The sequence below is a fragment of the Sedimentitalea sediminis genome (genome assembly GCF_042687825.1).
Lineage (GTDB): Bacteria > Pseudomonadota > Alphaproteobacteria > Rhodobacterales > Rhodobacteraceae > Sedimentitalea.
This window is the reverse complement of record NZ_JBHUQE010000003.1, coordinates 64,811-89,986: the sequence shown is the minus strand read 5'-3', so window position 1 is coordinate 89,986 and position 25,176 is coordinate 64,811. Positions and strand designations below refer to the sequence as shown.

General features: G+C 64.2%; 23 protein-coding genes. 14 read left to right on the top strand and 9 right to left on the bottom strand.

Annotated elements, in window-relative coordinates; genetic code table 11:
* The first annotated feature begins 131 nt into the window (after positions 1 to 131).
* Positions 132 to 719 (top strand): translation initiation factor IF-3, encoded by a 588-nt coding sequence (gene infC / locus ACFMPD_RS03630; protein WP_476463229.1) that lies wholly within the window; start codon positions 132 to 134, stop codon positions 717 to 719.
* Positions 720 to 964: 245 nt separating this feature from the next.
* Positions 965 to 2,317 carry a serine hydrolase domain-containing protein gene (locus tag ACFMPD_RS03625; RefSeq protein ID WP_380991905.1) on the top strand — a complete coding sequence of 451 codons (1,353 nt, stop codon included), beginning with the start codon at positions 965 to 967 and terminating at the stop codon, positions 2,315 to 2,317.
* Positions 2,318 to 2,812: 495 nt separating this feature from the next.
* On the opposite strand, the gene acnA is transcribed toward ACFMPD_RS03625, so the two are convergent.
* A complete protein-coding gene (gene acnA / locus ACFMPD_RS03620) occupies positions 2,813 to 5,500 on the bottom strand; it encodes an aconitate hydratase AcnA (protein WP_380991903.1) in 2,688 nt (895 codons plus the stop codon).
* A gap of 252 nt (positions 5,501 to 5,752) precedes the next feature.
* Between acnA and ACFMPD_RS03615 the strand changes: the two genes are divergently transcribed.
* Positions 5,753 to 6,451 carry a DUF1223 domain-containing protein gene (locus ACFMPD_RS03615; protein ID WP_380991901.1) on the top strand — a complete coding sequence of 233 codons (699 nt, stop codon included), beginning with the start codon at positions 5,753 to 5,755 and terminating at the stop codon, positions 6,449 to 6,451.
* Positions 6,452 to 6,488: 37 nt separating this feature from the next.
* Here ACFMPD_RS03615 and ACFMPD_RS03610 read toward each other — a convergent pair whose 3' ends face one another.
* The 7 genes from ACFMPD_RS03610 to ACFMPD_RS03580 all read right to left on the bottom strand — a co-directional run bounded on the left by ACFMPD_RS03610 (position 6,489) and on the right by ACFMPD_RS03580 (position 12,750).
* On the bottom strand, positions 6,489 to 7,379 hold the full coding sequence (locus ACFMPD_RS03610; RefSeq protein ID WP_380991899.1) for a lysophospholipid acyltransferase family protein: 891 nt from the start codon (positions 7,377 to 7,379) through the stop codon (positions 6,489 to 6,491).
* Positions 7,380 to 7,388: 9 nt separating this feature from the next.
* Positions 7,389 to 8,258, bottom strand: coding sequence for a DMT family transporter (locus tag ACFMPD_RS03605; protein ID WP_380991897.1), 870 nt, complete (start codon positions 8,256 to 8,258; stop codon positions 7,389 to 7,391).
* A 339-nt stretch (positions 8,259 to 8,597) separates the two neighbouring features.
* The gene (locus ACFMPD_RS03600) at positions 8,598 to 9,599 is read right to left on the bottom strand and encodes a molybdopterin-binding protein (protein WP_380991895.1); all 1,002 of its coding nucleotides are present in this window, start codon (positions 9,597 to 9,599) and stop codon (positions 8,598 to 8,600) included.
* Positions 9,596 to 10,567 carry an XdhC family protein gene (locus ACFMPD_RS03595; RefSeq protein ID WP_380991893.1) on the bottom strand — a complete coding sequence of 324 codons (972 nt, stop codon included), beginning with the start codon at positions 10,565 to 10,567 and terminating at the stop codon, positions 9,596 to 9,598. The genes ACFMPD_RS03600 and ACFMPD_RS03595 overlap by 4 nt, the downstream gene beginning before the upstream one ends.
* Before the next feature lie 157 nt (positions 10,568 to 10,724).
* Positions 10,725 to 11,318, bottom strand: a complete 594-nt coding sequence (locus ACFMPD_RS03590) for a YeeE/YedE thiosulfate transporter family protein (RefSeq protein ID WP_380991891.1) — start codon at positions 11,316 to 11,318, stop codon at positions 10,725 to 10,727.
* A gap of 3 nt (positions 11,319 to 11,321) precedes the next feature.
* Positions 11,322 to 11,873 (bottom strand): YeeE/YedE thiosulfate transporter family protein, encoded by a 552-nt coding sequence (locus tag ACFMPD_RS03585; protein WP_380991889.1) that lies wholly within the window; start codon positions 11,871 to 11,873, stop codon positions 11,322 to 11,324.
* A 121-nt stretch (positions 11,874 to 11,994) separates the two neighbouring features.
* Positions 11,995 to 12,750, bottom strand: coding sequence for a hypothetical protein (locus tag ACFMPD_RS03580; protein WP_380991887.1), 756 nt, complete (start codon positions 12,748 to 12,750; stop codon positions 11,995 to 11,997).
* Between the two features lie 204 nt (positions 12,751 to 12,954).
* On the opposite strand from ACFMPD_RS03580, the gene ACFMPD_RS03575 reads away from it, so the two are divergent.
* Genes ACFMPD_RS03575 through ACFMPD_RS03560 form a run of 4 tightly spaced genes read left to right on the top strand, consistent with a single transcriptional unit; the run spans position 12,955 to position 18,058 of the window.
* Positions 12,955 to 14,019, top strand: coding sequence for a glycosyltransferase family 2 protein (locus ACFMPD_RS03575; protein WP_380991885.1), 1,065 nt, complete (start codon positions 12,955 to 12,957; stop codon positions 14,017 to 14,019).
* On the top strand, positions 14,016 to 14,651 hold the full coding sequence (locus tag ACFMPD_RS03570) for a sulfotransferase family protein (RefSeq protein ID WP_380991883.1): 636 nt from the start codon (positions 14,016 to 14,018) through the stop codon (positions 14,649 to 14,651). The genes ACFMPD_RS03575 and ACFMPD_RS03570 overlap by 4 nt, the downstream gene beginning before the upstream one ends.
* Positions 14,651 to 16,978: a glycosyltransferase family 2 protein gene (locus ACFMPD_RS03565; protein WP_380991881.1), complete on the top strand. Its 2,328-nt coding sequence runs from the start codon at positions 14,651 to 14,653 to the stop codon at positions 16,976 to 16,978. The genes ACFMPD_RS03570 and ACFMPD_RS03565 overlap by 1 nt, the downstream gene beginning before the upstream one ends.
* Positions 16,979 to 17,008: 30 nt before the next feature.
* Positions 17,009 to 18,058 (top strand): glycosyltransferase family 2 protein, encoded by a 1,050-nt coding sequence (locus ACFMPD_RS03560; protein ID WP_380991879.1) that lies wholly within the window; start codon positions 17,009 to 17,011, stop codon positions 18,056 to 18,058.
* 35 nt (positions 18,059 to 18,093) lie between these two features.
* Here ACFMPD_RS03560 and ACFMPD_RS03555 read toward each other — a convergent pair whose 3' ends face one another.
* On the bottom strand, positions 18,094 to 18,531 hold the full coding sequence (locus ACFMPD_RS03555) for a hypothetical protein (RefSeq protein WP_380991877.1): 438 nt from the start codon (positions 18,529 to 18,531) through the stop codon (positions 18,094 to 18,096).
* A 108-nt stretch (positions 18,532 to 18,639) separates the two neighbouring features.
* On the opposite strand from ACFMPD_RS03555, the gene pyrC reads away from it, so the two are divergent.
* From pyrC to ACFMPD_RS03520, 7 genes are all read left to right on the top strand, one after another.
* Positions 18,640 to 19,680, top strand: a complete 1,041-nt coding sequence (gene pyrC, locus ACFMPD_RS03550) for a dihydroorotase (protein ID WP_380991875.1) — start codon at positions 18,640 to 18,642, stop codon at positions 19,678 to 19,680.
* Between the two features lie 49 nt (positions 19,681 to 19,729).
* Complete coding sequence (locus ACFMPD_RS03545; protein ID WP_380991873.1) at positions 19,730 to 20,410, top strand: orotate phosphoribosyltransferase; 681 nt, start codon at positions 19,730 to 19,732, stop codon at positions 20,408 to 20,410.
* A gap of 233 nt (positions 20,411 to 20,643) precedes the next feature.
* Positions 20,644 to 22,137 carry a replicative DNA helicase gene (locus ACFMPD_RS03540; protein ID WP_380991871.1) on the top strand — a complete coding sequence of 498 codons (1,494 nt, stop codon included), beginning with the start codon at positions 20,644 to 20,646 and terminating at the stop codon, positions 22,135 to 22,137.
* A gap of 102 nt (positions 22,138 to 22,239) precedes the next feature.
* The gene (locus ACFMPD_RS03535) at positions 22,240 to 22,500 is read left to right on the top strand and encodes a hypothetical protein (protein WP_380991869.1); all 261 of its coding nucleotides are present in this window, start codon (positions 22,240 to 22,242) and stop codon (positions 22,498 to 22,500) included.
* Positions 22,501 to 22,591: 91 nt separating this feature from the next.
* Entirely contained in the window at positions 22,592 to 23,629 is a 1,038-nt protein-coding gene (gene alr, locus ACFMPD_RS03530; protein ID WP_380991867.1) for an alanine racemase, read from the top strand.
* Entirely contained in the window at positions 23,626 to 24,408 is a 783-nt protein-coding gene (locus tag ACFMPD_RS03525) for an MlaE family ABC transporter permease (protein WP_380991865.1), read from the top strand. Before alr ends, ACFMPD_RS03525 begins: the two co-directional genes overlap by 4 nt.
* Positions 24,405 to 25,151 carry an ABC transporter ATP-binding protein gene (locus ACFMPD_RS03520; protein ID WP_380991863.1) on the top strand — a complete coding sequence of 249 codons (747 nt, stop codon included), beginning with the start codon at positions 24,405 to 24,407 and terminating at the stop codon, positions 25,149 to 25,151. Before ACFMPD_RS03525 ends, ACFMPD_RS03520 begins: the two co-directional genes overlap by 4 nt.
* Positions 25,152 to 25,176: the final 25 nt, after the last annotated feature.

Genomic DNA, 25,176 nt, shown 5'->3' with positions numbered 1-25,176 from the left:
GATGTGAGCCGATTGCAGACTAGGTGGGGCTTGCCGATCCCAAGGGCAAGGGGAAAGTTGACGCGCTTTGCCCCCCGAGCCTGTATCGGCAAAGAATTGCGACTTGAACCGAACCGCGCCAAAAGCTAGGTTTGCGCTTCAGTAATTCCCACGATCAAAGGAACGATTCCATAGCCCGCAGACCCCACAACGCGCCGCCGCAACGCGACACCGGCCCGCGCGTAAACGAGAACATCCGCGCCCCCGAAATCCGCCTGATCGGCGCCGAAGGTGAAAATGTAGGTGTCGTCCGTCCTGCCCGCGCCATGGAAATGGCCGAGGAAGCCGGGCTTGACCTGGTCGAAATCTCGCCCAACGCCAAGCCCCCGGTGTGCAAGATCATGGATTTCGGGAAATTCAAGTACGAGACCCAGAAACGCGAGGCCGAGGCGCGCAAGAAACAGAAGACCATCGAGATCAAAGAGGTCAAGTTTCGTCCCAATACCGACGTGAACGATTACAACGTCAAAATGCGCAACGTGTTCAAGTTTCTTGAGAACGGTGACAAGGTCAAAGTGACCCTGCGGTTTCGTGGCCGCGAGATGGCGCACCAGAATCTGGGCCGCGAACTGCTGGAACGTGTGGCCGAGGACACCAAGGAAATCGGACGGATCGAAAACTTTCCCAAGATGGAAGGCCGTCAGATGATCATGCTGATCGGCCCCCTGCCGACCAAATAGCGCCCCCCCAACAGCGATTTCAGCCCGACAGCGACACCACGCGCGCAACCGGCCATCGCCAGACAGAAAGGTCCCCGCCCTGCGCGGGGACCTTTTCTTTTGGAGGAGTCTGCAAAACGTGTTGACCGGTTGGCGGGCTTTGCTGTCATTCAATGGTGATTGAGCAATGGCTGCTTCGGTACACCGTGCGACTTGACAACTAAGAGCTTTCTTGACGGACGGTTTGTTATCCAGATACTTCAATCATGGATGCAAAAAACGCTTATGTTCAGACACTGGCAAAGCCCTTTTTTGGCTTGCTGTTGGTACTAGCTGTCTTTGTCAGCCCAACGATAGCACAGGAAAGCGAGCACCAGCGTTCTGAATTTACGATCCCGACCGAACTGAAATCTGTGAGAGAAGGTCGAGGCGGATTTTCTGCCGAGCAAAGCCAACTCTACAGACAAGCATATGACGGGGAAACTTTGACCACCTCTGGCGATGCGGGCAATTATGCGGCGTCTCGGCTAAGTGAAAACCTGCTCACTGCTATCGTACATCGTTACGGGCCAGTCTCGGAGCTCAGCTACAATTTGATGCCTGATGTCGGTGATGTCAGAGCAACGACCATTCTCGGCACGATGACTTTGAAAGAGATGATGCAGGATGAAAGATCGCGGTTCAAGGCAATCGCAGTCATCCACAAGGGTCAGATTGTGTTCGAGGAGTATATCGGCATCCGCGATTGGGATAATCACTTGTGGGCCTCTGCCACCAAGATACTGGTTGGAACGCTCGCTCACATCGCCAACGAGCAAGGCCTCATAGACCTCGACGAGACGGTTTCACACTACGTCCCTGAACTTGAAGATACCTCGTGGGCGGATATCAAAGTCGCCGATGTTCTTCACCAACGATCCGGACTTGATATTAGCGAAAGTCGTTTGGGCAGTTCGCCAGACCATCCGGTCAGCCTTTTTTACGCCATCGGATTTGGTGACCCAAATCTCCCTGAAGGTCTCTCGCTGATGGAGGCGCTGAAAAAAGTAGAGGTCGATGTAGAGCCCGGTACTCGGTTTGAGTACGCGTCTCTTAATACTTACGTTACCACTCTGGTCCTGCAAAATGTTACCGAGAGGCCGTTCGAAGACCTAGTCACTGAGCACATTTGGAGCCAAGCAGGCATGGAGGGCGACGGGGTTCTCGGTCTGACTGTCAGTGGTGAGCCGTCATCGCCGGGCGCATTCGCAGCAAGACTTCGTGATTTAGCCCGTTTTGGAATGCTCTTTACGCCCAGTTGGAGCGTGGTGGCAGATGAACGTGTCGTTTCAGAAGCCTACTTTACGAAAGCCCAAGCCGCTGCCGATCCCGCGATCTACGGCGAGGATTACATGAGCCAGCGCCTTGTCAACGACTTTGGCCAGGTGGGTTTTGGAGCTTCCTACCAGTGGGATGCCGTGTTCCCTGACGGAGACATGTACAAGTCGGGACGAACGGGTCAGTGCCTTTACGTGTCACCCGATACCGATACGGTCGTGGTCTACTATTCCTCCTCCTACCAAGCAGAAGTCTGGGTGCACGCTTACGCCCGTGAAATCGTAAATCAACTGTTCAGATAAGTTGGCGTTATAACTGAGCTGAAAGTTTGAAGCGGACTTTCGTTTCCGAACGGCGAATTGGAATGATGGGCTCAATGCGGACATCCGCCGGCCGAACCTGCAGCCAGTTTGTCTCGCCGTTCAAGTTATGCGTGGCCGGGCCGCAGATGGGGTTGATGAACTTGTCGCAGCGGGCGTGTAGCGCGTTTGTGTTTTGGGCATGATGGCGGCCTGCGGCTGCGCGTGTGCCGGGCGTGCCCGATCCGGGCCGGATCAAGCGCGTCGAGGGTATCGCAAAAGCGGCGAAAGCCGTGGGGTGGCAAGGGTATCCTCCGCTGGTTGAGCAGAGGTATACGGGCCTTTCTCTGTCTCGCCACAGCGACCCAAAGCGATTTCCGGACAGCGCCGTTTTTTTTGGTCCGGAAGTTTGCCGGCAGCGCAAGCGCGCCCAGGGCGGCAAAAGCAAAAGGACCCGCGCGATGGCGGGTCCTTGAGATCATCGGATCAGGCTTGCGCTCAGGCTGCCTGGGCCAGGTTGCGCAGAACGTAATGCAGCACGCCGCCATGTTCGATATATTCGATCTCGATGGCGGTATCGATCCGGCATTTCAGCTGGATGGTCTTTTCGCTGCCATCGGCAAAAGTGATCGTGCAGGGCACCTGTTGCAGCGGCTGGATGGTGTCCAGACCAGAGATCGACACCGTCTCGTCCCCGGTCAGGCCCAGCGATTTGCGGGTGTCGCCGCCGGTGAACTCGAACGGGATGACGCCCATGCCCACCAGGTTGCTGCGGTGGATGCGCTCAAAGCTCTCGGCGATGACCGCCTTGACGCCCAGCAACGCCGTCCCCTTGGCCGCCCAGTCGCGGGACGAGCCGGCCCCGTACTGTTCGCCGCCAAAGATCACCAGCGGCGTGTCAGTGTTCTGATAGGCCATGGCCGCGTCAAAGATCGAGGTCTGCTGACCGTCCGGCCCCTTGGTGTAACCGCCCTCGACGCCGTCCAGCATCTCGTTCTTGATACGGATATTGGCAAAGGTGCCGCGCATCATCACCTCGTGGTTGCCGCGGCGGCTGCCATACGAGTTGAACTCGCGCACCGGCACCTGATGGTTGGTCAGGTATTGGCCGGCCGGTGTGGTTTCCTTGAACGATCCGGCCGGGCTGATGTGGTCGGTGGTGATCATGTCGCCCAGCACCGCCAGCACCTTGGCGCCCTCGATGTTGGTGATCACGCCCGGTTCCTTGCCCATGCCCTGGAAATAGGGCGGGTTCTGGACATAGGTCGAGCTGGCCGGCCAGTCATAGGTTTCGCTGTCGGTGGTTTCGACGCTTTGCCATTTGTCGTCGCCTTTGAAGACATCGGCATATTTGGTCTGGAACGCTTCGCGGGTCACGGTGGCTTCGACCAGTTCGGCAACCTCCTGCGAGGTCGGCCAGATATCTTTCAGATAGACGTCCTTGCCATCCGGCGTCTGGGCGATCGGATCGGTCGCCAGGTTGATGTCCATCGTGCCGGCCAGCGCATAGGCCACCACCAGCGGCGGGCTGGCCAGATAGTTGGCGCGCACATCGGGGCTGATCCGGCCCTCGAAATTGCGGTTCCCGGACAGGACCGAGGTGGCCACCAGATCGCCCTCGGCAATCGCTTCGGACAGTTCTTTCTGGATCGGACCCGAGTTGCCGATACAGGTGGTGCAGCCATAGCCCACCAGGTTGAACCCGATCTTGTCCAGATCGTCCTGCAGCTCGGCGGCCTCGAGATAGGCGGACACGACCTGCGACCCCGGTGCCAGGCTGGTCTTGACCCAGGGCTTGCGGTTCAGACCCAGCGCGGCGGCCTTGCGGGCCACCAGCCCGGCGCCGATCATCACATAGGGGTTCGAGGTGTTGGTGCACGAGGTGATCGAGGCGATCACGACCTTGCCGCTCTCCATGGTATAGTCTTCGCCCTTGACGGGGACTTCCTTGCCCATGGGCCGTTTGAAAGTCTCTTCCATTTCCTTGCGGAAGGCCGCCTTGGCGTCGGTCAGGGCGACATAGTCCTGCGGGCGTTTCGGCCCCGAGATCGCCGGCACGATGCTGCCCATGTCCAGGCTCAGCGTGTCGGTATAGACCGGGGCGTAATCCGCGCCGCGCCAGAAGCCGTTCTCCTTGGCATAGGCCTCGACCAGCGCCACGCGGTCCTCGTCGCGGCCGGTGTTGCGCAGATAGCGCAGGGTCTCGTCGTCGATCGGGAAGAACCCGCAGGTGGCGCCGTATTCCGGAGCCATGTTGGCGATAGTGGCGCGGTCCGCCAGCGGCAGATGGTCCAGACCGGTGCCGTAGAATTCAACGAATTTGCCGACCACACCCTTTTCGCGCAGCATCTCGACCACTTTCAGCACCAGGTCGGTGCCGGTGGTGCCCTCGACCATCTGGCCGGTCAGTTCAAAGCCGATGACCTCGGGGATCAGCATCGAGATCGGCTGACCCAGCATCGCCGCTTCGGCCTCGATGCCGCCGACGCCCCAGCCCAGAACGGCGGCGCCGTTGACCATGGTGGTGTGGCTGTCGGTGCCCACCAGCGTGTCGGGATAGGCGACTTCTTCACCGTTCTGATCGGTGTCGGTCCAGACGGTCTGGGCCAGATATTCCAGATTCACCTGGTGACAGATACCGGTGCCCGGCGGCACCACGCGGAAATTGTTGAATGCGCCCTGCCCCCATTTCAGGAACTGATACCGCTCCATGTTGCGCTCGTATTCCCGGTCCACGTTCATCTGAAAGGCGCGCGGATTGCCGAATTCGTCAATCATCACCGAGTGGTCGATGACCAGATCGACCGGGTTCAGCGGGTTGATCTTTTGCGCGTCGCCGCCCAGTGCCACGATGCCGTCGCGCATCGCCGCCAGATCCACGACCGCCGGCACACCGGTAAAGTCCTGCATCAGCACGCGGGCCGGACGATAGGCGATCTCACGCGGGTTCTTGCCACCCTTGGCGCCCCATTCGGCAAAGGCCTTGATGTCGTCGGTGCTGACGGTCTTGCCGTCCTCGAACCGCAGCATGTTTTCCAGAACGACTTTCAGTGCCGCTGGCAGGTTGGCAAAGTCGCCCAGACCGGCCTCTGTGGCGGCGGGGATCGAATAATAGGAAATGGTCTTGCCATTCACGCTCAGCGTCTTGCGTGTCTTGGCTGTGTCCTGTCCAACGGTAATGGTCATCAGTGGCCTCCCTGTGAAGCGGCATGGAAAATGGGAATTCGCTGCACGCTATCTGCATCAGGCGGGACACGGGATCAATAGAGATCCCGGGGGTGCGACGATTTTGTATACCATTGTACACCGACACACACGGATCGCGCCACCGCGCCCCGGAACGGGGCCGGACCGCGCCTGGCTTTCAAGAAACCTTGATTGGCCATATCGACTGAACCTAGCTAGACCGGCAGGGTAAGCAAGGGAAACCCGCCACACATGCCCCGGATCGTCACCGCATTGATCGCGCTGTTCCTGTTGCTGGCCCCGCCGGTCAGCGCCCAAAGCAACCCGGTGGTGGTGGAACTCTTCACCTCGCAGGGCTGCAGTGCCTGCCCGCCGGCGGACGCGCTGATGCACGGACTGGCCCGGCGCGACGACGTGATCGCCCTGGCGCTGCACGTGGACTACTGGGACTATATCGGCTGGAAGGACGAATTTGCCCGTCCGGGCAACACCGCCCGTCAGCGCGGCTATGCGCGTGCCGCCGGGCGCGATATGATCTATACGCCGCAGATGATCGTCAACGGCCAGCAGGATGTCGTCGGCGCCCATGCCCGGGAGTTGGCCGACATCATCACGCTTTACAGAGCACAGACGCCCAAGGCGCAGATCTCCGCAGACCGGACCGGATCGGCACTGCGAATCCACGCCGAGCCTTTGCAGGACCTGCAGGGGCGCCTGACGGTTCACCTGATCCGCTATACACCGTTGCGCAGCGCGCAGATCACCCGAGGCGAGAACGCCGGTCGCGATCTGGACTACGCCAACGTGGTCGATGACTGGACCGAACTGGGTCTCTGGGATGGCACGGACCCGCTGGATCTGTCGATCGAACTGCAGGGCGACCGCCCGGCGGTGGTGCTGATCCAGCAGCCTGGCCCTGGCGCCATTGTCGCGGCGACCCAGGTCCGCTAGGTCCGCCCATCTGCGTCACGCCGCGCGGCGCAACTGGTCACTCGGGCTTCCAGCGGCGGTGGATCCAGAACCACTGGTCCATATGCGTGCGCACCAGCTCTTCCAGCCCGTCATTGATCGCCTGTGTCATCGTTTCCGGGTCGGAATGGGCAATCGGTTCATGCATGACGATCTGGAAATCCAGCCCGTTCGGCTGGCGCACCGCATAAACCGGAATCAGCGCCGCATCCTGTTTCAGCGCCAGTTCGGCGGGCACCGTCGAGGTCACGGCGGGGGTTCCGAAAAAGTCCAGCGGCGTACCGCCCTGCGCATGCAGATCGCCGACGATGGCGATGATGCCGCCCTGTTTCAGATGCCGCACCATCTCGACCATGCCGCGGCGGCCCTGCTCGAACATCGGTGTGCCGATGGCGGAAATCGTGCGCACGTAATGGGCGTTGAAATAGGGGTTGGCCATGCGCCGGTAGAGCGCGCCCATCTCGTAGCCCAGCGAAATCAGCCGGGCGCGGGCCGCGTCGTAATTGCCGAAATGCCCGGTCATCAGGATCACCGGCCGCCCCGCGGCGCGGGCCTCCTGCAGCGCCGCAAGGCCGGGGCCGGAAACAGGCGCCGCGCGGGCCCGCGCGACGAATTGCGGCCCGGCATACAGCTCGATCAGCGTGCGCCCGGCATTGTCTGGCACAGCCCGGCACAGGCGCCGCACCTCGGCATCCGTCAGGTCGGGTCGTGCCAGCCGCAGATTGTCGCGCACCCGCCGGTCGAACCCCGCCAGCGGTGCCAGTATCCGCGACACCAGCCAGCCCATGGCCGGGACGCGCGCCCGGTAGGGAATCAGGCCGAACAGGCCGATCAGCCCCCGCAGGAACAGGTTCGCGACGAAATACCGGACGCGGGCCGTGCGGGAAAGATCGGAGATGTCTGCCGGCATTCTGGGCTCTCAGCGGCGATAGGTTTCGCGGTGCCAGACATACAGACCCGCCCCGGCGATCACAAGGGCGCCGGCGACGGTCCACAGATCCGGCAATTCGGCAAAGAACAGCGCCCCCCACACGGCGGCGAAAATCAGCCCGAGATAGGAATAGGGGGCCAGCATCGCCGCTTCGCCCAGGCTGAAGGCGCGGATCAGGGCCAATTGTCCAAAAGTGCCGAACAGCGTGATCGCCGCGAACAGACCAAGCCCGGTTGCATCCGGCCAGGTCCAGGTCGGTGGCACCGCCAGGCTCAGGATCACGGTGCCGACCAGCCCGGTATAGAACAGCGAGGTCCACACATCCTCGCCCGGCCCCAGCTTGCGGGTCAGCAGGGAATAGGCCGAATAACAGGCCGCGCCGGCCAGCGGCAACAATGCTGCGGGCGAGAAGACCGCGCTGCCCGGTCGGATCACGATCATCGCACCGACCAGGGCGACGGCGATGCCGATGATCCGGCGCGGTCCCAGAGGTTCGCCCAGAAACAGGGCCGCCCCCAGGGTGATCAATACCGGGTTGACCGCCATCAGCGCCGACGCATCGGTCAATGGGATCAGACCGATACTGGTGAAGAACAGGCCGGTGGCACTGAGCAGCAATACAGACCGCAGAATCTGCAGAACCGGATGGCGGGTCCGCACGATGTGCGTCAGCCGCGGCGCGATCAGAATCAGCACCAGCAGCATATGCCCGGCATAGCGCGCCCAGACCGTCTGCAATATGCCGACGCGTGGGATCAGCGCCTTGGCCGAGGCATCCATCAGGGTGAAACAGAAGATCGCCACCACCATCAACAGGATCGCCCGGGCCTGCGACGCCGGCACGGCGGCCTGCGTCATGGCGCGGCCCCTGACACGCCGGACCGGTCCGACGTGTGGCCATACGCCCGGCACCGGCCGGTCATGGACATAAGGGCAAGGCGGGACCTGCGGGCACTCATCCGACCGTGATAGGCGCGCCAGTTCCTTATGTCCATGCCGCTGGGCCGGACCGGCTCCGGCGGTGACTCTTCCGCTCTCTGCGTTTTGTGACGGGCCATCGCAAGACCGAACCGCACCGGTTCGGGCGCCCGGCAGCAGCAGTCGGAACAGGCTGTATCGGGCAGCGCCGGCGGCGACGCGGCGCGGCTGGCCGCCGCCGGATATCCGCGCCGGGGAGGCACAGGCGCCGGTGTACCGCTAGCGTGGCTGGCGGCGCGGCTGCGGTCGCGACGGGATCTCCTTCAGCAGCCCCCCGACCCCCATCGCCATGATGTCATCCGGCCCGACCGGTACGCCGCAGACAATGCGGTCGACGATCCGGTCAACGCCGCTGACCGCCGGCGAGCGGGCGCTGCCCGGCAGGCCGATCACCTTGCGCGCACCGATCTCGCCGAGAAACAGCAGGTTACCCGGATCGACCGGCATGCCGAAATGCACGATCCGCCCGCCGGCGCGGCGCACCGCCTCGGGGGCAATGTCGGCTGGATCGGATGTGGCCGAACCGGTCAGGATCAGCACCAGTTCCTCACGACATTCGGCAATGGCCCGGGCCAGCGGCGCGATCCGGTGGGCAACGGTGACCGGCGGCGCCAATTCCGCATCCAGCCGCCTCAGACGGGCCTGCATCATCAGATGCCCCTTGGCGGCGGCGGCCTCGGCCCCGGGCACCAGGGTCTCGATGAACCCGGCCCGGCGCAGCACCGGGCGCTGCAGCGCCAGGGCCCCGCGCGCCGCGTCGCAGGCCCGCGCCAGCGCCGTGCCCGGCACCGCGTAAGAGATGATCTTGACCGTCGCGACCATGCCGTCATGCTGCATCCGCTGCCAGCGCGGCGCGGTGGCGACGGTGATCATCGGGTGCACCCGGTTCGCCCGGTCGATCGCAGCGGCGTCAATCCGCGCCAATCCCGGTGCCTCGGCGATCAGGTTGACGCGCCCGGTAAACGCCCCGGTTGGGCGCAGACCCGCCGCCGCCGGGTCGGGCACCAGCGCCGCCGCCAGCGCCGTCGCGGCGGCGTTTTCGTCCAGATCGCCCGCCTCCAGCCGCGCCACGACGATCTCGCGCAGACCGGCCGCCCCCAGGGCCGCGCATTGCTGTGCCGTCAGCACCTGCCCCTTGCGCAGCCGGACCGGACCGATCCGGACCGAATGGGCCAGGACACTGCCGGCGGCGCGGTCGACGGCGACAGGGCCGAATTTCACGTCGCCTGCCCGCGCAGCACCGCCGTCATCTCGGCCAGAATGGCGACCGCGATCTCGGCCGGACCCGCCGCGCCGATATCCAGCCCTATGGGGCCGTGAATGCGGTCGATCCGGGCGGGCGGAATGCCGGCGGCACGCAGCCGCTGAACGCGGCCAGCATGGGTACGCACCGATCCCAGCGCGCCGATATAGAACAGCTCGGATCCCAGCGCCGCCGTCAGCGCCGGATCGTCCAGCTTTGGGTCATGGCTGAGCAGAACCAGCGCCGTACGGGCATCCGGACCCAACTGGGCCAGCGCCGTATCGGGCCAGTCGCGCAGGATGGTCTCGCCGGGGAACCGGTCGGGCGCGCCGAAACTGTCGCGCGGATCGATCAGAACCGGATCATACCCGGCCAGCCGCGCCATGGGCAGCAGCGCCTGGGCGATATGCACGGCCCCCACAACGATCAGCCGCAAGGGCGGATTGTGCACCGCAACAAAGGTCCGCCCGTCAGGCTCCATGCCCGAACGGTCGGCCCGCATGCGCTGCGGATATCCGTCGCGCACCAGGCGCCGGGTGCCGTCCTGCAGATCGACCTCATAGGCCAGCGGCTGGCGGGCCGAACGGGCCGCGACCAGCTCGGCCAGCAGCGGTTCGGGCAGCGCCCCCCCCACCGGCTCGACCAGCACCCGGATGGTGCCGCCGCAGGCCAGGCCGACGGCAAAGGCATCGGTGTCGCTGACACCATATTCCAACAGCCGGTGACGGCCGTCCTGCAATGCCTCTTGCGCCTCAAGGATGACCGCGCCCTCGACGCAACCGCCCGAGACCGAGCCCGCGATCCGGCCATCGCCGCCCACCGCCAGTTGCGCACCGGCCCGGCGCGGGGCGCTGCCCCAGGTCTGGACCACCGTCGCCAAGGCCGCGCCGTGGCCCGCGCGATGCCAGGCCAGAGCGGTTTCGGGAATGTTGTCAATCGGCTCCATCCGGGGTCCTTTCGCGGACGCAGGGTCTGCCCGGCCTCACCGGACCCCGCGGTCGCAAAAGGTATAAGAGCGGCCCGGTGGGAACACAAACACCGGACCGCTCTACCCGCCTGTTGGAACAGGCCCTGACAAAGGGTTTCCCCTTTCACGCCTCAGATCATTCGGCGGGTTGCCTCAGGTCGTCGGGCTTTGCAACCAGCCGGTCGGGCAGCGCAAAGGCCATGACGACAAAGCCCAGCCCCAGAACCAGCCCCAGCACGTCGCCGGGCCAGGTGGTCACGGCGTCAAATTTGCTGCCCGGCACCGCGCCCAGGGTCACTTTGCCGCCAAGGACCGGTTCCAGCAGACCGCTGGCCTGCCATATCGGATAGGTGACCATATACGCTGCCGCCCCCAGCAGCCCACCCGCGATAAAGAACAGTGCGTCCCGGCGACCGGCGGCCGCGGCGACGATTCCGGTGCCCGGACAATAGCCGGAGGCCGCCCATCCGGCCCCCAGCAGCACCCCGCCCAGAACGACACCGACATAGGCGGTCTTGACGGACATGTGCCCGACTTCGACCAGCCCCAGCATCTGGCCGCCGAACATCAGAACCGAACCGGTGCCGATCGCCAGCAGGATGGTTTTGGCCAGGTGCAAGTTGCTCAGGTTCAGCATCCGCCCGATCAGGGTGGGATTGCTGGCGCCGATCCGGTCCAGCACCACGCCAAAGGCGGTGCCGATCAGCAGGGCAAGAACTAGGCTGGTCATGGCTCAGGCCTCCTTTTTGTACATCAGCAGCGCCACCGGGACAGCCGCAAGAAAGGCGCCGGCGGCAAAAAGATAACCGGACACGGCCGTCTGCATCATGCCCGACATCATGTGCCCCGACGTGCAGCCCCCGGCCAGGCGCGCGCCGTAAAGAACGACAAAACCGCCCAGAAAGGCCACAACATAGCGTTTCATCGCGCTGTCCCCGAAATTGGCCCGCCACAGCGCCGGCATCCGGCGCTCGCCCGTATCCAGACCGCCGCGCAGCCGCGCTGACAGAAACCCGCCCAGCGCCATCGCCAGCACGAATACAAAGCTGTAGTTCAACGGGTTCGCCACGGATTTGGCGTATTTGCCGCCGGATTTGTTCAGATAGGCGTTGTCCGACGCCCAGCCATCCCCTGTGGGCACCACCAGCCCGGGATTGACCGCATCGGCAATCACACCGTTCAGGATGACGAACTGGGTCGACACGCCGATCGGTTTCACCAGCAGCACCGCGGCAAAGAACACCACCCCCAGCAGCAGACCACCCGATTTCCAGTTCAGAGGCATTATTTGCTCCTACGATTTCACATTCCGCTTGCAGAATACGAAACGCATTCCATTACTGGAATGATTTAGATCAAATGGCGATGCGGGTTTCACCGGGGCATCAGGATACTGGCCCTGGTAATCAATCCGCCGCAGCGTGCTGCAGAGCGATCTCGTAGTCGACCGAGGAACCGATATCGCAGACAAGGCGCACGTAATACCTGTCATTCTTCAGCACTTCGGCGCGGATATAATGGGTTCCGTCACTTGCCTGCCGCCTGCCGATCTTGATTTCGCGTGCATCAAACAGCACGGCCTCGACATAGTTGCCGCCCACGTGGCGGACCTTTAGTTCGACGAATTTAGGTGCCGGGTCGGGCAGCGCGATCACGACCCAGTCGGCCTCGCCCGCCCTTACGCGGCCTTTCAGGGTCTGGCCGAACCCAAGCTGGTTGGCAGCCTGAATGCGATCGTTGGGTTCCTGTTCGGAGACATGCGCATCGGGCGGCAACAAGAGGGCGCTGCGCCCGGCCGGGGCGGGCGGCGACGCGGTGCCCGGGTCCGCCGGCCGGGGGGCCGCAGTCGCGGCTGCTGGTGCAGGTTCGGTCGTCGTTGCCGTCGCCCTCTCGGTCGCCGCGTTTGCCGTCGTCGATGTCGCCGTCGTCGCAATGACGGTTTTTTCCGGAACGAACAGCGGCAGGACCAGAAACACCGCGCCGATCAGAAACACCAGCAATCCGGCCGACGAGCTTTCGAATTTCAACCCGAACAGCTCGATCTTGGCCGATGCGCCGCTGGGTTTGGGACGCAGCAGCAGCCATAGTCCGACCCCGGCAAAAGCCGCGCCGGCGATCATCAGGATCACCAGCTTGAACGTTTCCTGTGCCTCGAATTCCATTCTTCCCTCCTGTCGGCGACGAACGACGCGGCCCGTCCGCAACCGCCATTGTGGCACAAGTGCCGGAAAGTCTCGACAAATTTGCCGAAGACCGGGGCCCGCGTTGACGGATTTCCGATGAACTGTCATGAATTGCCAAAACAATATGCGCTGTCGCTTGCAGGCTGTTCGGGCCGCCGGGGCAACGCGAAAAAGAGGGCCTGCATGCGGATCACCGCGGTAACCTGCGTCAAGAACGAGGGGCCGTTCCTGCTGGAGTGGATCGCGTATAACCAGCTGCTCGGGGTCACCGATTTCCTGTTCTATTCCAACGATTGCTGCGACGGCACCGACCGTCTGTTGCAGGCGCTGGCGGCGCGCGGTCTGGTCCAGCACCTGCCCAATCCGGCGGTCGGGCGCAACTATCAGATGGAGGCATTGAAAGACGCCCGCCATCAGGCCGTGGTGGCCGCTGCCGACTGGGTCTGGATCGCCGATGTCGACGAGTTTCTGAACATCCATGCCGGCGATCATACGATCCCGGCGCTGATCGAGGCCTGCGGCGATCCTCAGGCGATTTCGGTCAGCTTCCAGTTCTTTGCCAATGACGGGATCGAGCGTTTTTCCGACGTGCCGGTGATCGCTCAGTTTCGCCGGTCGCATAACCCGGACCTGTGGTGCGGCGAGGCCGCGATCGAGGTCAAAACATTGGTGCGGCGCGATTTTCCGCTGCAGTATTTCGGCGCGCACCGGCCTTTCTTTCGCGGCAACCTGGCGCCGAAAAAGCGCCCGGTCTGGACCGATGGCGCCGGGCGCAACGTGCCGCACCGGTTTCTGGTCGCGGCCAATCCGCGGCGCATCCGGCGTTTTCCGGCCCGCGGCGCGCGGCGCTTTGCGACGCTGAACCACTATGCCCTGCGGTCGCTGGACAGTTATCTGGTCAAGAACGACCGTGGTGATGTGAACCGGGAAAACCGCCACTTTGACGACACCTATTGGCGCGAACGCAACGACCCGGCCTATGAGGATACCAGCATATTGCGGTATCTTCCGGCGTTGCAATCGGCATTGGCCGCGTTGTTGGCCGACCCGGAAATCCGCGCCCTGCATCAAGAGACCGTAGAGCAGCACATTGCCCGGCGCGATGCGTTGTTGACGCAACCCGCCTATCGCCGGATGCGGGCGCAGTTGCTGGCCGCTGGCCCGTTGCCACCGCAGGAAGAGGCGCTGTTGCGTGACCTGGGCCTGTTGCAGGCCGCGCCTCCAGGCAGCACAAGGCCGGCGCCATGAGCCTGCAGGTGGTCAATCTGGGCCTGCCCAAGACCGGCACCACAACCCTGGCGCGGGCGCTGCGCCTGTCGGGCCTAAAGGTCGCCGACCACCGCCTGCGCGGGCGCAACACGTCTGACCCGGCGCTCAAGGGGGCCTTTGTCGCCGACCTGCTGTATCGCGGCTATTTCAAGACCGGCGATCCGGGCGCCTTTCTGTCCGAATGCGACGCGGTTTCCGAGATGAGCATGCTGCGCGCCGACACGTCGCTGTGGCCGCAGATGGACTTTGCCCTGATCCTGGCCCTGCGCGCGCATCATCCCGGCGTCCGGTTTCTGGCCTCGCGCCGCGACAGCTATGATTTGTCACAATCCATGCTGGCCTGGTCCGACCTGGCCACCGCCCGCCTGCCCGACAGCCCCGTGCCCGGCCTGCCGCCCGGCTATGGCGGCACCACCAAGGAACGCATGCAATGGATCGACGGGCACTATGCCGGCCTGGCCCGGTTCTTTGACGGCGATCCGGCTTATCTGGAATACGACGTGGCCGATCCATCGGCGCGCCAGCGGATCAGCGGGTTTCTGGGGCGCGAACTGCCCTGGTGGGGCCGGCTGAACGCCAACCCGCTGCGCCGCAAGGGACAGGCGGTCTGATGCGTATTTATCTGCATATCGGGTTGGACATTTGGGGCGCGCAGCGGCTGCAGCAGGTGCTGGCCGCCAAGCGCGAGCAATTGTCGTCCAAGGGCGTGCTTTTTCCGCGCGCACCGGGCAAGGGCAACCACACCCGTCTCTATATGGCGGTGACCGATCCCGACCATGTCGACCCCCTGCGCCAGGCCCGCGGCTATGCGGCGCTCCGGGATCAGGAAAGCCTGCGCTCCGGACTGGCCGCCGACCTGGCGGCCGAGATCGCGCGCCACCGCCCCGATACGCTGATCCTGTCGGCCTCTCAGCTGGGCCATTCGCTGCACCGCCCGTCCGAGCTGGCACGGCTGCGCGATCTGCTGACCCCCCTGTCGTCGGATATCCGTATCCTGGCCCATGTGGATGAACAGGCCCCGATGCTGGCCCGCCACTATGCCGCGCAGATTTTTCAGGGCCGTGCCGTATCGTTGGACCGCGAATTGGCGCTGGCCGACGCACCCGACTGGTGGGCCGCCTGCCTGGCGGATGCACCCCGCATCGACCCACCCGCCGGCCAGTTTCTGGAAACCCAGGCGCCGCCGTTCTGGCTGGACTATGCAGCACTGGTGCAATTCTGGGACGGTGCGTTCGGCAAGGGCGCAACGCAACTGCGCCCCCATGACGCCGCCGCCTTTGCCGCCCCCGGGGTCACCGACGAAATCCGTGCCTGTTTCGGCATTGACGCCCGCATTGGCAAGGCCGACCCCGCCGCGGTTCCGGAACCGGTCTCGGCCGCCTGGCTGGCCCGTTGCCGGCAGTTGAATAGCCTGTTGCTGCGGCTGCTGGCCGACCGCAAGCGCTTGATCCCGCGCCCCTTGTGGCGGGACCTTCTGAACGAGATCGCGGTCGATGGCCCGCCCCTGGACGCAGGCGCGCTGGCCCCGGTCTCTCGCCGGTTTGCTGCTGACAACGCCGCTCTGATCCGGGACCATCCGGCGCTCAGCGCCGGACTGTTCCGCAGCGCGCCGCCCGCCGGGACCTGGACCGAGGCCGATCCCGGCTATGGCTATCGCGCCAGCCAGTATCTGCTGGCCTTCATGTATCGTATCGACAAGGCCACCCGCGCCGGACGCCGGGCCGCCGCCCGCGCGACAGCGGACACCATGCGCTTGTCGCCGGCGGCGCGCGCCCTGATGCCGCCGCTGGCGGTGCAGAATTTCCAGAAACTGCAGCGATCTTCCTTTGCGCCGCATAACCGCCTGGGCGCGGTGAACGAAGAGGAACTGGCCGCCCCCTTTTCCCCCGCCCCGCCGCGCCGGCTGCCGCCGGGGTCGACCGGCAGGGTCATCGTCGGCTGCATGAAGAACGAAGCCCCCTATATCCTGGAATGGATCGCCTATCACCGCGCCATCGGGGTCGACAGCTTTCTGATCTATACCAATGACTGCACCGACGGCACGGCCCAGTTGCTGGACCGCCTGCAGGAAATGGGGCTGCTGCATCACCGCAGCAACGATGCCTGGAAGGGCAACTCGCCGCAGCAACACGCATTGAACCGGGCGCTGCGCGAAAAAGTTATCCGCCAGGCCGACTGGATCATCCATATCGATGTGGACGAATTCATGAATGTGCGTTGTGGCAACGGCACGCTGGATGATTTCCTGGCGCATGTGCCGGACGCCACCAATGTCGCGATGACCTGGCGGCTGTTTGGCCACAATGGCATCACCCGCCTGGCCGATGATTTCGTCATCGATCAGTTTGACGCCTGCGCCCCGGCCTACTGTCCGAAACCGCACACCGCCTGGGGTTTCAAGACGATGTCCAAGAATATCGGCGCCTATGGCAAGATCAGCTGCCACCGGCCCAACCGGCTGGACGCGGCGATGCAGGACCGGGTCCGCTGGGTCAACGGGTCGGGTCAGGACATGACGCACGAGGTCGCCCGCAACGGCTGGCGCAATTCGAAACGTTCGATCGGCTATGACCTGCTGCAACTGAACCACTATGCCTTGCGCAGCGCCGAAAGCTTTCTGATCAAGCGCCAGCGCGGCCGGGCGCTGCATGTGGACCGCTCGATCGGCATCAACTATTGGATCCGCATGGACTGGTCCGGTTTCCGCGACATTACGATCCAGCGCAACCTGCCGCGCCTGCGCGCCGAATACGACCGGCTGCTGCAGGATGATGCGTTGCGGCGCTGGCACCGATACGGCGTGGACTGGCACCGGGCCAAGGCCGCCGAACTGCGCGGCATGCCGGAATTCGAAAGCCTGTATCAGCAGGCTCTCGCGGTCAAGCTGACCGAGACCGAACGCGTCGCCTATGCCTTGGCGCTGGACATGGAAAGCTGATGCCGCACATGAATGAACGGATGTACTGAATTGAAATCACTCATTGTTCTGACCGTGCGAAACGAGGGGGCTTTCCTGCTGGAATGGCTGGCGCATCACCGGGCGGTAGGGTTCAGCGACTTTCTGGTGTTCTCGAACGACTGTCAGGACGGCACCGATACCATGCTGGACCGGCTGGCCCAGATGGGCTGGCTGCAGCACGAACGCAACCCGCCCCCCCATGACCGGGGCGGCATCCAGTTCACCGCACTGAAACGCGCCGACAAACTGGAGATCGTGCGCCAGGCCGATTGGCTGTTGACGCTGGATATCGACGAGTTCGTCAACATCCATACCGGCGACCACAGCCTGCAGGCGCTGCTGCAGGCGCTGCCGCAGGCCAGCGCGATCACCCTGACCTGGCGGCTGTTCGGCAATGCCGGCATCGACGCCTTTGACGACCGGCCGGTCACCCGGACGTTCTCCCGCTGTGCGCCGGCCGTGATGTTCTGGCCCTGGCGCACGACGATGTTCAAGACGCTGTATCGCAATGACGGCACCTATCGCAAACTGGGGGTGCACCGCCCGCGCAGCCCGGTCGCCGACCGCCTGCCGGCGGCACGCTGGTTCGACGGCGAAGGCCGGGAACTGGATGACCGGTTCAAGATCAAGCGTCTGTTTTCGGATTACGGGCGCCCCAATCACCGGCTGGTGCAGTTGAACCACTATCCGCTGGGGGCGATGCAAAGCTATGTGGTCAAATCCGATCGCGGCCGCGCCGTGCATGCCGATCAGAGGCTGGGCATGGATTATTGGGTCGAGCGCAATTTCAACACCGACACGGATGTCAGCATCGATCGGATCGCGCCGCGCCGCGATCCACTGTTGCAGGCGCTGCATGCCGATCCGGTGCTGGCCGAGTTGCAGGCCGCCGCCGTCGCCTGGCGCCATGCCCGGTTTCGCGCCTTGGTCGAACAAGAGCCGTTTCGCGCCCTCTATGCCCGGCTGCAGATGACGCCGGGCTCGATCCCGCTGACAGCGGCGCAGGCGCGCATCCTGACCCGGCATGCGCTGCGGGGGCAGCGCAATCAGAAAGTGTAGCTTTCGATGGCGCAGGACCGGCGCGGAAATGCGCCTCAGACAAGGCCCAACAACCGCAGCCGCACCCGGTGCCGCCAGTGGAACAGAACCCAGACGCAGGCCGCGACGATCTGTGTGCGCCACCCGGCGTCGACTTCGATCCACTCCCTCAGCACCGAACTGTTGCCGTCTGGGCTGACTTCGATCTCGTGCACCAGCCGCTGGATGCCGACACCGTGTTCTTCGCTGCGCAGGCGCAGCGCCGTGGCGTCACAGCGGCGGATGAACATGCGATAGGGGCGTTGCGGAAACAGGCCGAACAGCGAATACGCAACGTCGATCCCTTGGCCTTGGCGCACCGGTCCGGACGGCAGATGATGGATTTGCAGCAACGGCTTGCTGACGGCTTCGAGCGCGTCCAGATCGATGACCAGCGCGAACAGGCGGTCGGCACTGACCTTGTATCGGTGTTCGAATTTCAGCCGCTTCTGCATCTGTCCTTCCCGTTGGCGCTCAACCTGCCGTGGCAGAGCGCGGTTTGAAACAGCGCAAATCGTCTCGCCCCTCTGGTCGCCGCAGACAGGCTGTGCTAGCGCAAGGACATGAGCGAGACCCTGACGATCACCCGCCCCGACGACTGGCATCTGCACCTGCGCGACGGGGCCATGCTGGCGGCGGTGCTGCCGGAAACCGCGCGGCATTTCGCCCGCGCCATCATCATGCCCAACCTGGTCCCGCCGGTGGTGACCGGGGCGCAGGCGGCGGCCTATCGCGACCGCATCCTGGCGGCCCTGCCCGAGGGCATGGCGTTTCAGCCGCTGATGACGCTGTATCTGACCGAAGACACCGACCCCGAGGACGTGGCCGCCGCCGCCGCCAGCGGCCTGGTGCGCGCGGTCAAGCTGTACCCGGCCGGCGCCACCACCAACTCGGCCAGCGGGGTCTCTGATTTCGACCGGGTGCGCGGCGTGCTCGAGCGCATGGCCGAGATCGGACTGCCGCTATGCGTGCATGGCGAGGTCACTGCGGCCGATATCGACATCTTTGACCGCGAGAGCGTGTTCATCGACCGGGTGCTGGACCCGATCCGCCGCGCGACACCGGGGCTGCGGGTGGTCATGGAACATATCACAACGGCGGGCGCGGTGGACTACGTGCGCGCGGGCGGCGCCGATCTGGGCGCGACGATCACCACGCATCACCTGGTGATCAACCGCAACCACATCCTGGTCGGCGGCATTCACCCGCATTACTACTGCCTGCCGGTGGCCAAGCGCGAAACCCACCGGCTGGCGCTGGTGGCCGCGGCGACCTCGGGCGAGAACCGGTTCTTTCTGGGCACCGACAGCGCGCCGCATACCGACGCGCTCAAGGAAAACGCCTGTGGCTGCGCCGGTTGCTTTACCGCGACCAACACCCTGTCGATCCTGGCCGAGGTGTTCGAGCGCGAAGGGGCGCTGGACCGGCTCGAAGGCTTTGTCTCGCGCCACGGCCCGGCGTTCTACCGGCTGCCGGAAAACCCGGACACCATCACCCTGACGCGCGGTGCGCCCGTGCAATACCCGACCGGGATCGAGACCGGCGACGGGCCGGTGACCGTCTTTGACCCGGGGTTCGACCTGCACTGGCGCGTCGCCCCCTGACCCGATACCGGCATCCCGCCCGATCCGCGCATGACATAGGAAACCCGCGATGATCCCCTCTTCTTATCCGCCCGCCGACGAGATCGCCCGCCTGAGCGCGCGCATGCTGCTGGAGATCGGCGCCGTGCACCTGAATGCCGACCAGCCCTTTACCCTGGCCTCCGGCCTGCCCAGCCCGACCTATATCGACTGCCGCAAGCTGATTTCCTATCCGCGCATCCGGGCCACGCTGATGGATTTTCTGACCGTTACGGTGATGCGCAACGCCGGTTTCGAGGCGTTCGACAACATCGCCGGCGGCGAAACCGCGGGCATTCCCTTTGCCGCGCTAGTGGCCGAACGCATGGCCCTGCCGATGACCTATGTACGAAAGAAACCCAAGGGCTATGGCCGCAACGCCCGGATCGAGGGGGTGATGGGCGAAGGTGACCGGGTGTTGCTGGTCGAGGATCTGACCACCGATGGCTGCAGCAAGCTGAGCTTTGTCGACGCGATACGCGAGACCGGCGCCACCTGCGGCCATACCGCCGTGATCTTCTATTACGGCATCTTTCCCGAGACGGAAAAGACCTTGGGTGATCACGGGGTGGCCCTGCATCACCTGTGCACCTGGTGGGACGTGCTGGCCGAAGCCAGAAGTTCAGGTGCATTCTCTGATTCGACTCTCGCAGAGGTAGAATCTTTCCTGACTGCGCCCCGCGCCTGGCAAGAAGCGCGCCGGGCGGATTAACGCCGGCAGAGCGCATCAAATCCGCCACAGCCCTGGCGTGAGCACCGCAATATGTTGACGATTTGGTCACTGTTGCGGCAATATCCTGTAGCAGGCAGTGGTGCACAAGATATCCACAGAAAGATACAATTTGCACCTTCTGCGCGGGCTCGGGTATGGCTTCGGGCCGACAGGCCGAGCCTGCCGGAATCGGCAGGCAGACCGTGACAAAGCGGCGGCAGATGAGGGGCGAGATGAACGAGATCACAAGTATCGACGCGGGCACGACCGATCCGCAAATCGCTGATGTCATGCCGCATTCCGTCGAGGCGGAACAACAGCTTCTGGGCGCGATCCTGACCAACAACGATGTGTATGACAAGGTCGCCGCCATCATCGGAGCGCAGCATTTCTATGACCCGGTGCATGCGCGAATCTATGAAATCGCGGCCGCCCGCATCGCCAAGAATGCCCTTGCCAGCCCGGTCACGCTAAAGGCGTTCATGGAGGATGACGAGGGGCTCAAGGAATTGGGCGGTCCGGCCTATCTGGCCCGCCTCGCCGGCGCTGCTATCAGCGCCTTTGCGGTGCGCGACTATGCCCAGATGATCTATGATCTGGCGATCCGGCGCGAGTTGATCGGTCTGGGGCGCGATATTTCCGACAAGGCGGCACGGGTCGATATTTCGAGCGAACCCAAGGAACAGATCGTCGAGGCCGAACAGCAGCTGTACAAGCTGAGCGAACAGGGCCAGACCGAAAGCGGGTTCCAAAGCTTTCTGCGCGCGGTCACCGACGCGGTCAACGTCGCCAATGCCGCCTATCAGCGCGAGGGCGGGCTGGCCGGGGTCTCGACCGGTCTTGTGGACATGGACAAGAAGCTGGGCGGGCTGCACCGCTCGGATCTGCTGATACTCGCGGGCCGGCCCTCGATGGGCAAGACCTCGCTGGCCACCAACATCGCGTTCAACGTCGCCAAGGCCTATAGGCGCGGGCAATTGCCCGACGGGACCGAGGGCACCGTCGATGGCGGCGTCGTGGGATTCTATTCGCTGGAGATGAGTGCCGAGCAGCTCGCCGCGCGGATTCTGTCAGAAGCATCAGAAGTGCCATCCGAACAGATCCGTCGCGGCGACATGACCGAGGCCGAGTTTCGCCGTTTTGTCGATGCCGCCAAGTCGCTGGAGGCCTGTCCGCTGTTCATCGACGACACGCCGGCCCTGCCGATCAGCCAGCTCGCGGCCCGTGCCCGGCGGCTGAAACGCACCCATGGGCTGGATGTGCTGATCATCGACTATCTGCAACTGGTGCGCGGCACCGGCAAGTCGGAAAACCGGGTCAACGAGATCAGCGAGATCACCATGGGGCTGAAGGCCATCGCCAAGGAGCTGGACATTCCGGTGATCGCGCTGTCCCAGCTCAGCCGCCAGGTCGAGGCCCGCGAAGACAAGCGCCCGCAATTGTCGGACCTGCGCGAATCCGGGTCGATCGAACAGGATGCCGACGTGGTGATGTTCGTGTTCCGCGAGGAATACTATGTCGAGCGCGAGAAACCCTCGGATGACAAGCTGGATGAGATGGCCGCCTGGCAGGAGCGCATGGAGCGCCTGCACGGCAAGGCCGAAGTGGTGATCGGCAAGCAGCGGCACGGCCCGATCGGCACCGTCGAGCTGAGCTTTGAGGGCCGTTTCACGCGCTTTGGCAATCTGGTCAAACCCTGGCAGCAGAACGACGACCCGGGTCACTGACCCGAGCCGCCGGATCATCCGGTGCCGAAATTTGGGAAACCGCAGGATCCGTGCTATTCTGAAACTAATGTTTCAATTGTACGATCACCGTAGGTCAATCAAATGGCAACCGATCCGAACGCGCCAAAAGCCAGGCAAAAAGTCGTCGTCTTCAACCGGCTGAAATTGACCGGGAACAAGAATATCAAATGCCTGTCCGATCAGATGCCGACCTATTTGGACAAGGGGACTATCGGACAGATTTTCAAGGTCGTGCCGAACAAATACATCGACGTTGCCCTGCATTGGTACGACAAGCGAAAATTCGACCTTAGCCTGCGTGTGTCGACAGGTGTCTGGGGTGAATTTTTTCGCCGAAAATAGTGTGACCGCGAATAGACACAGCGCGTGCCGCCTGTGGCGGTTTCCCTCGCATTGTCCTTGACGCGGCTGGCGCGCATGTCAAGAACGGGCCATGAGCACTGCGCATCTGAAAATCGACCTGACCGCGCTGGCGGAAAACTGGCGCGCGCTGAACGCGCTGTCGGCCTGCCCGGCCGCCGCCGTGATCAAGGCAAATGGCTATGGGCTGGGCGCAGAGCGGGTGGCAACGACCCTCGCCAGCGCCGGCGCCCGGCAATTCTTTGTCGCCGCCGCCGAAGAGGGCGTGATCGTGCGCCAAGCCCTGGGACCGGGGCCGACGATCTTTATCCTGTCCGGCCATATGCCGGGCGACACCGCGCTGATCGGCGCCCATGATCTGACGCCGTTGCTGAATTCCGCTGAACAACTGCGCCGGCATCTGGACTCGACGCCCGACCATGGGTTCGGCGTCCAGCTGGACAGCGGTATGAACCGGCTGGGGATGGAACCCGGCGAATGGGCCGGGCTGCGCGCCCAGATCCTGGCGCGTGCCCCGGCGCTGGTCATGTCGCACCTGGCCTGTGCGGACGAGCCCGACCACGCAATGAACGCCCGGCAATTGCGCGCCTTTGCCGAGATGACCGACGGTATCGACGCGCCGCGCTCGCTGGCGGCCACCGGCGGCATCCTGCTGGGGCCGGACTATCATTTCGACCTGACCCGGCCGGGCATCGGATTGTATGGCGCCCTGCCCTATGCGGACGCCCGTCCGGTGGTGGCACTGGATCTGCCGGTGATCCAGATTCGCGACGTGCAGCCCGGCGAAACCGTCGGCTATGGCAACACCTGGACCGCGCCGCGCCCCTGCCGCATCGCCACCGTCGCCGCCGGCTATGCCGATGGGCTGATCCGCGCCATCGGCGCGGGCGGCGTGCGGCTGTTTGCCGGCGATACCGCCTGTCCCGTCGTTGGCCGCGTATCGATGGACCTGATCACCGCCGATGTCACCGACCTGAAGGACGATCCGGCGGCCTTGGCGATCCTGGGACCGCGGCAGACCGTCGACGATCTGGCCGACGCCGCCGGCACCATCGGCTACGAGATCCTGACCTCGCTGGGCGGCCGCTATCGGCGGGAGTACCTGACGTGAACCCGTTGAAATTGCTGGAACGCCTGGGCCGCGCGGTACTGACCTTTCTGGCGCTGACCGGCAGCGTGGCGATCTTTGCCGCCCGCGCCGCCAGCCACATCCTGCGCCCGCCCTTCTATCCACGCGAGTTTGCCAATGCGCTGATGAATATCGGCTGGCTGTCCCTGCCGGTGGTCGGGCTGACCGCGATCTTTACCGGCGGCGCGCTGGCGCTGCAGATCTATTCCGGCGGCGCGCGGTTCAACGCCGAGGCGGTGGTGCCGCAGATCGTCGCCATCGGCATGGTACGCGAACTGGGGCCGGTTCTGGTCGGCCTGATGATCGCCGCCCGCGTGACCTCGTCCATTGCTGCCGAGATCGCCACGATGAAGGTGACCGAGCAGATCGACGCGCTGGTGACCCTGTCGACCCATCCGATGAAATACCTGGTTGCGCCGCGGGTTCTGGCCGCGCTGATCACCGTGCCGCTGCTGGTGGCAATCGGCGATATCATCGGCATCGGCGGCGGCTATGTGGTGGCGGTGCAGAATCTGGGGTTCAATGCCGCCGCCTATCTGCAGAACACCGTCGATTTCCTGGAAAGCCGCGATGTCGTGTCCAGCCTGGTCAAGGGCGCGGTCTTTGGCGTCATCGCCGCCCTGATGGGCTGTTACTATGGCATGCAATCGGGTCGTGGCGCCCAGGGCGTGGGCAGCGCCACCAAGAACAGCGTCGAATCCGCCGCGATCCTGATCCTGGCCGCCAATTTCGTCCTGACGGGAGTGTTCTTTTCGCTATGATCCGGATGAACGACGTCCATAAGGCCTTTGGCGACAATCGCGTGCTGCGCGGCCTGACCCTGGAGATTCCAAAGGGCAGCTCGATGGTGATCATCGGCGGCTCGGGCACCGGAAAATCGGTGGCGCTGAAATGCGTTCTGGGGCTGATCCACCCGGATTCCGGGAAAATCCTGGTCGATGGCAAGGATGCCGCATCCGGTGACCGCGACGCCTTTCTGGCCCGTTTCGGCATGCTGTTTCAGGGCGGCGCGCTGTTTGACAGCCTGCCGGTCTGGCAGAATGTCGCCTTTCGCCTGCTGCGCGGCTCGCTGAAACGCCCGGTGGACGAAGCCCGCGCCATCGCCATCGACAAGCTGCGCCGGGTCGGACTGAAATCCGCCGTTGCCGATCTGTTTCCGGCGGAACTGTCCGGCGGCATGCAGAAACGTGTCGGTCTGGCCCGCGCCATCGCCGCCGATCCCGAGATCATCTTTTTCGACGAGCCGACCACCGGCCTGGACCCGATCATGTCAGGCGTGATCAACGACCTGATCCGCGAGATCGTGGTCGAGATGGGCGCCACGGCGATGACCATCACCCATGACATGACCAGCGTGCGCGCCATCGCCGACAATGTGGCGATGCTGCATGACGGGGTGATCAAATGGACCGGCCCGGTGGCCGAGATGGACGCCTCGGGCGATCCCTATCTCGACCAGTTCATCCACGGCCGCGCCGAAGGCCCGATCGAGGCGGTGCGGTGATCCGAAGCACCGGCAACCACGTGCC

Bases quoted from the DNA above. Each gene is read 5' to 3' on its own strand.
- ACFMPD_RS03535 (WP_380991869.1), top strand. From the start codon at position 22,240: ATGGCAACCGATCCGAACGCGCCAAAAGCCAGGCAAAAAGTCGTCGTC.
- ACFMPD_RS03580 (WP_380991887.1), bottom strand. From the start codon at position 12,750: ATGGAATTCGAGGCACAGGAAACGTTCAAGCTGGTGATCCTGATGATC.
- ACFMPD_RS03615 (WP_380991901.1), top strand. From the start codon at position 5,753: ATGCCCCGGATCGTCACCGCATTGATCGCGCTGTTCCTGTTGCTGGCC.
- ACFMPD_RS03520 (WP_380991863.1), top strand. From the start codon at position 24,405: ATGATCCGGATGAACGACGTCCATAAGGCCTTTGGCGACAATCGCGTG.
- pyrC (WP_380991875.1), top strand. From the start codon at position 18,640: ATGAGCGAGACCCTGACGATCACCCGCCCCGACGACTGGCATCTGCAC.
- alr (WP_380991867.1), top strand. From the start codon at position 22,592: ATGAGCACTGCGCATCTGAAAATCGACCTGACCGCGCTGGCGGAAAAC.
- ACFMPD_RS03625 (WP_380991905.1), top strand. From the start codon at position 965: ATGGATGCAAAAAACGCTTATGTTCAGACACTGGCAAAGCCCTTTTTT.
- acnA (WP_380991903.1), bottom strand. From the start codon at position 5,500: ATGACCATTACCGTTGGACAGGACACAGCCAAGACACGCAAGACGCTG.
- ACFMPD_RS03570 (WP_380991883.1), top strand. From the start codon at position 14,016: ATGAGCCTGCAGGTGGTCAATCTGGGCCTGCCCAAGACCGGCACCACA.
- ACFMPD_RS03545 (WP_380991873.1), top strand. From the start codon at position 19,730: ATGATCCCCTCTTCTTATCCGCCCGCCGACGAGATCGCCCGCCTGAGC.
- ACFMPD_RS03555 (WP_380991877.1), bottom strand. From the start codon at position 18,531: ATGCAGAAGCGGCTGAAATTCGAACACCGATACAAGGTCAGTGCCGAC.
- ACFMPD_RS03585 (WP_380991889.1), bottom strand. From the start codon at position 11,873: ATGCCTCTGAACTGGAAATCGGGTGGTCTGCTGCTGGGGGTGGTGTTC.
- ACFMPD_RS03565 (WP_380991881.1), top strand. From the start codon at position 14,651: ATGCGTATTTATCTGCATATCGGGTTGGACATTTGGGGCGCGCAGCGG.
- ACFMPD_RS03595 (WP_380991893.1), bottom strand. From the start codon at position 10,567: ATGGAGCCGATTGACAACATTCCCGAAACCGCTCTGGCCTGGCATCGC.
- ACFMPD_RS03540 (WP_380991871.1), top strand. From the start codon at position 20,644: ATGAACGAGATCACAAGTATCGACGCGGGCACGACCGATCCGCAAATC.
- ACFMPD_RS03610 (WP_380991899.1), bottom strand. From the start codon at position 7,379: ATGCCGGCAGACATCTCCGATCTTTCCCGCACGGCCCGCGTCCGGTAT.
- ACFMPD_RS03605 (WP_380991897.1), bottom strand. From the start codon at position 8,258: ATGACGCAGGCCGCCGTGCCGGCGTCGCAGGCCCGGGCGATCCTGTTG.
- ACFMPD_RS03575 (WP_380991885.1), top strand. From the start codon at position 12,955: ATGCGGATCACCGCGGTAACCTGCGTCAAGAACGAGGGGCCGTTCCTG.
- ACFMPD_RS03590 (WP_380991891.1), bottom strand. From the start codon at position 11,318: ATGACCAGCCTAGTTCTTGCCCTGCTGATCGGCACCGCCTTTGGCGTG.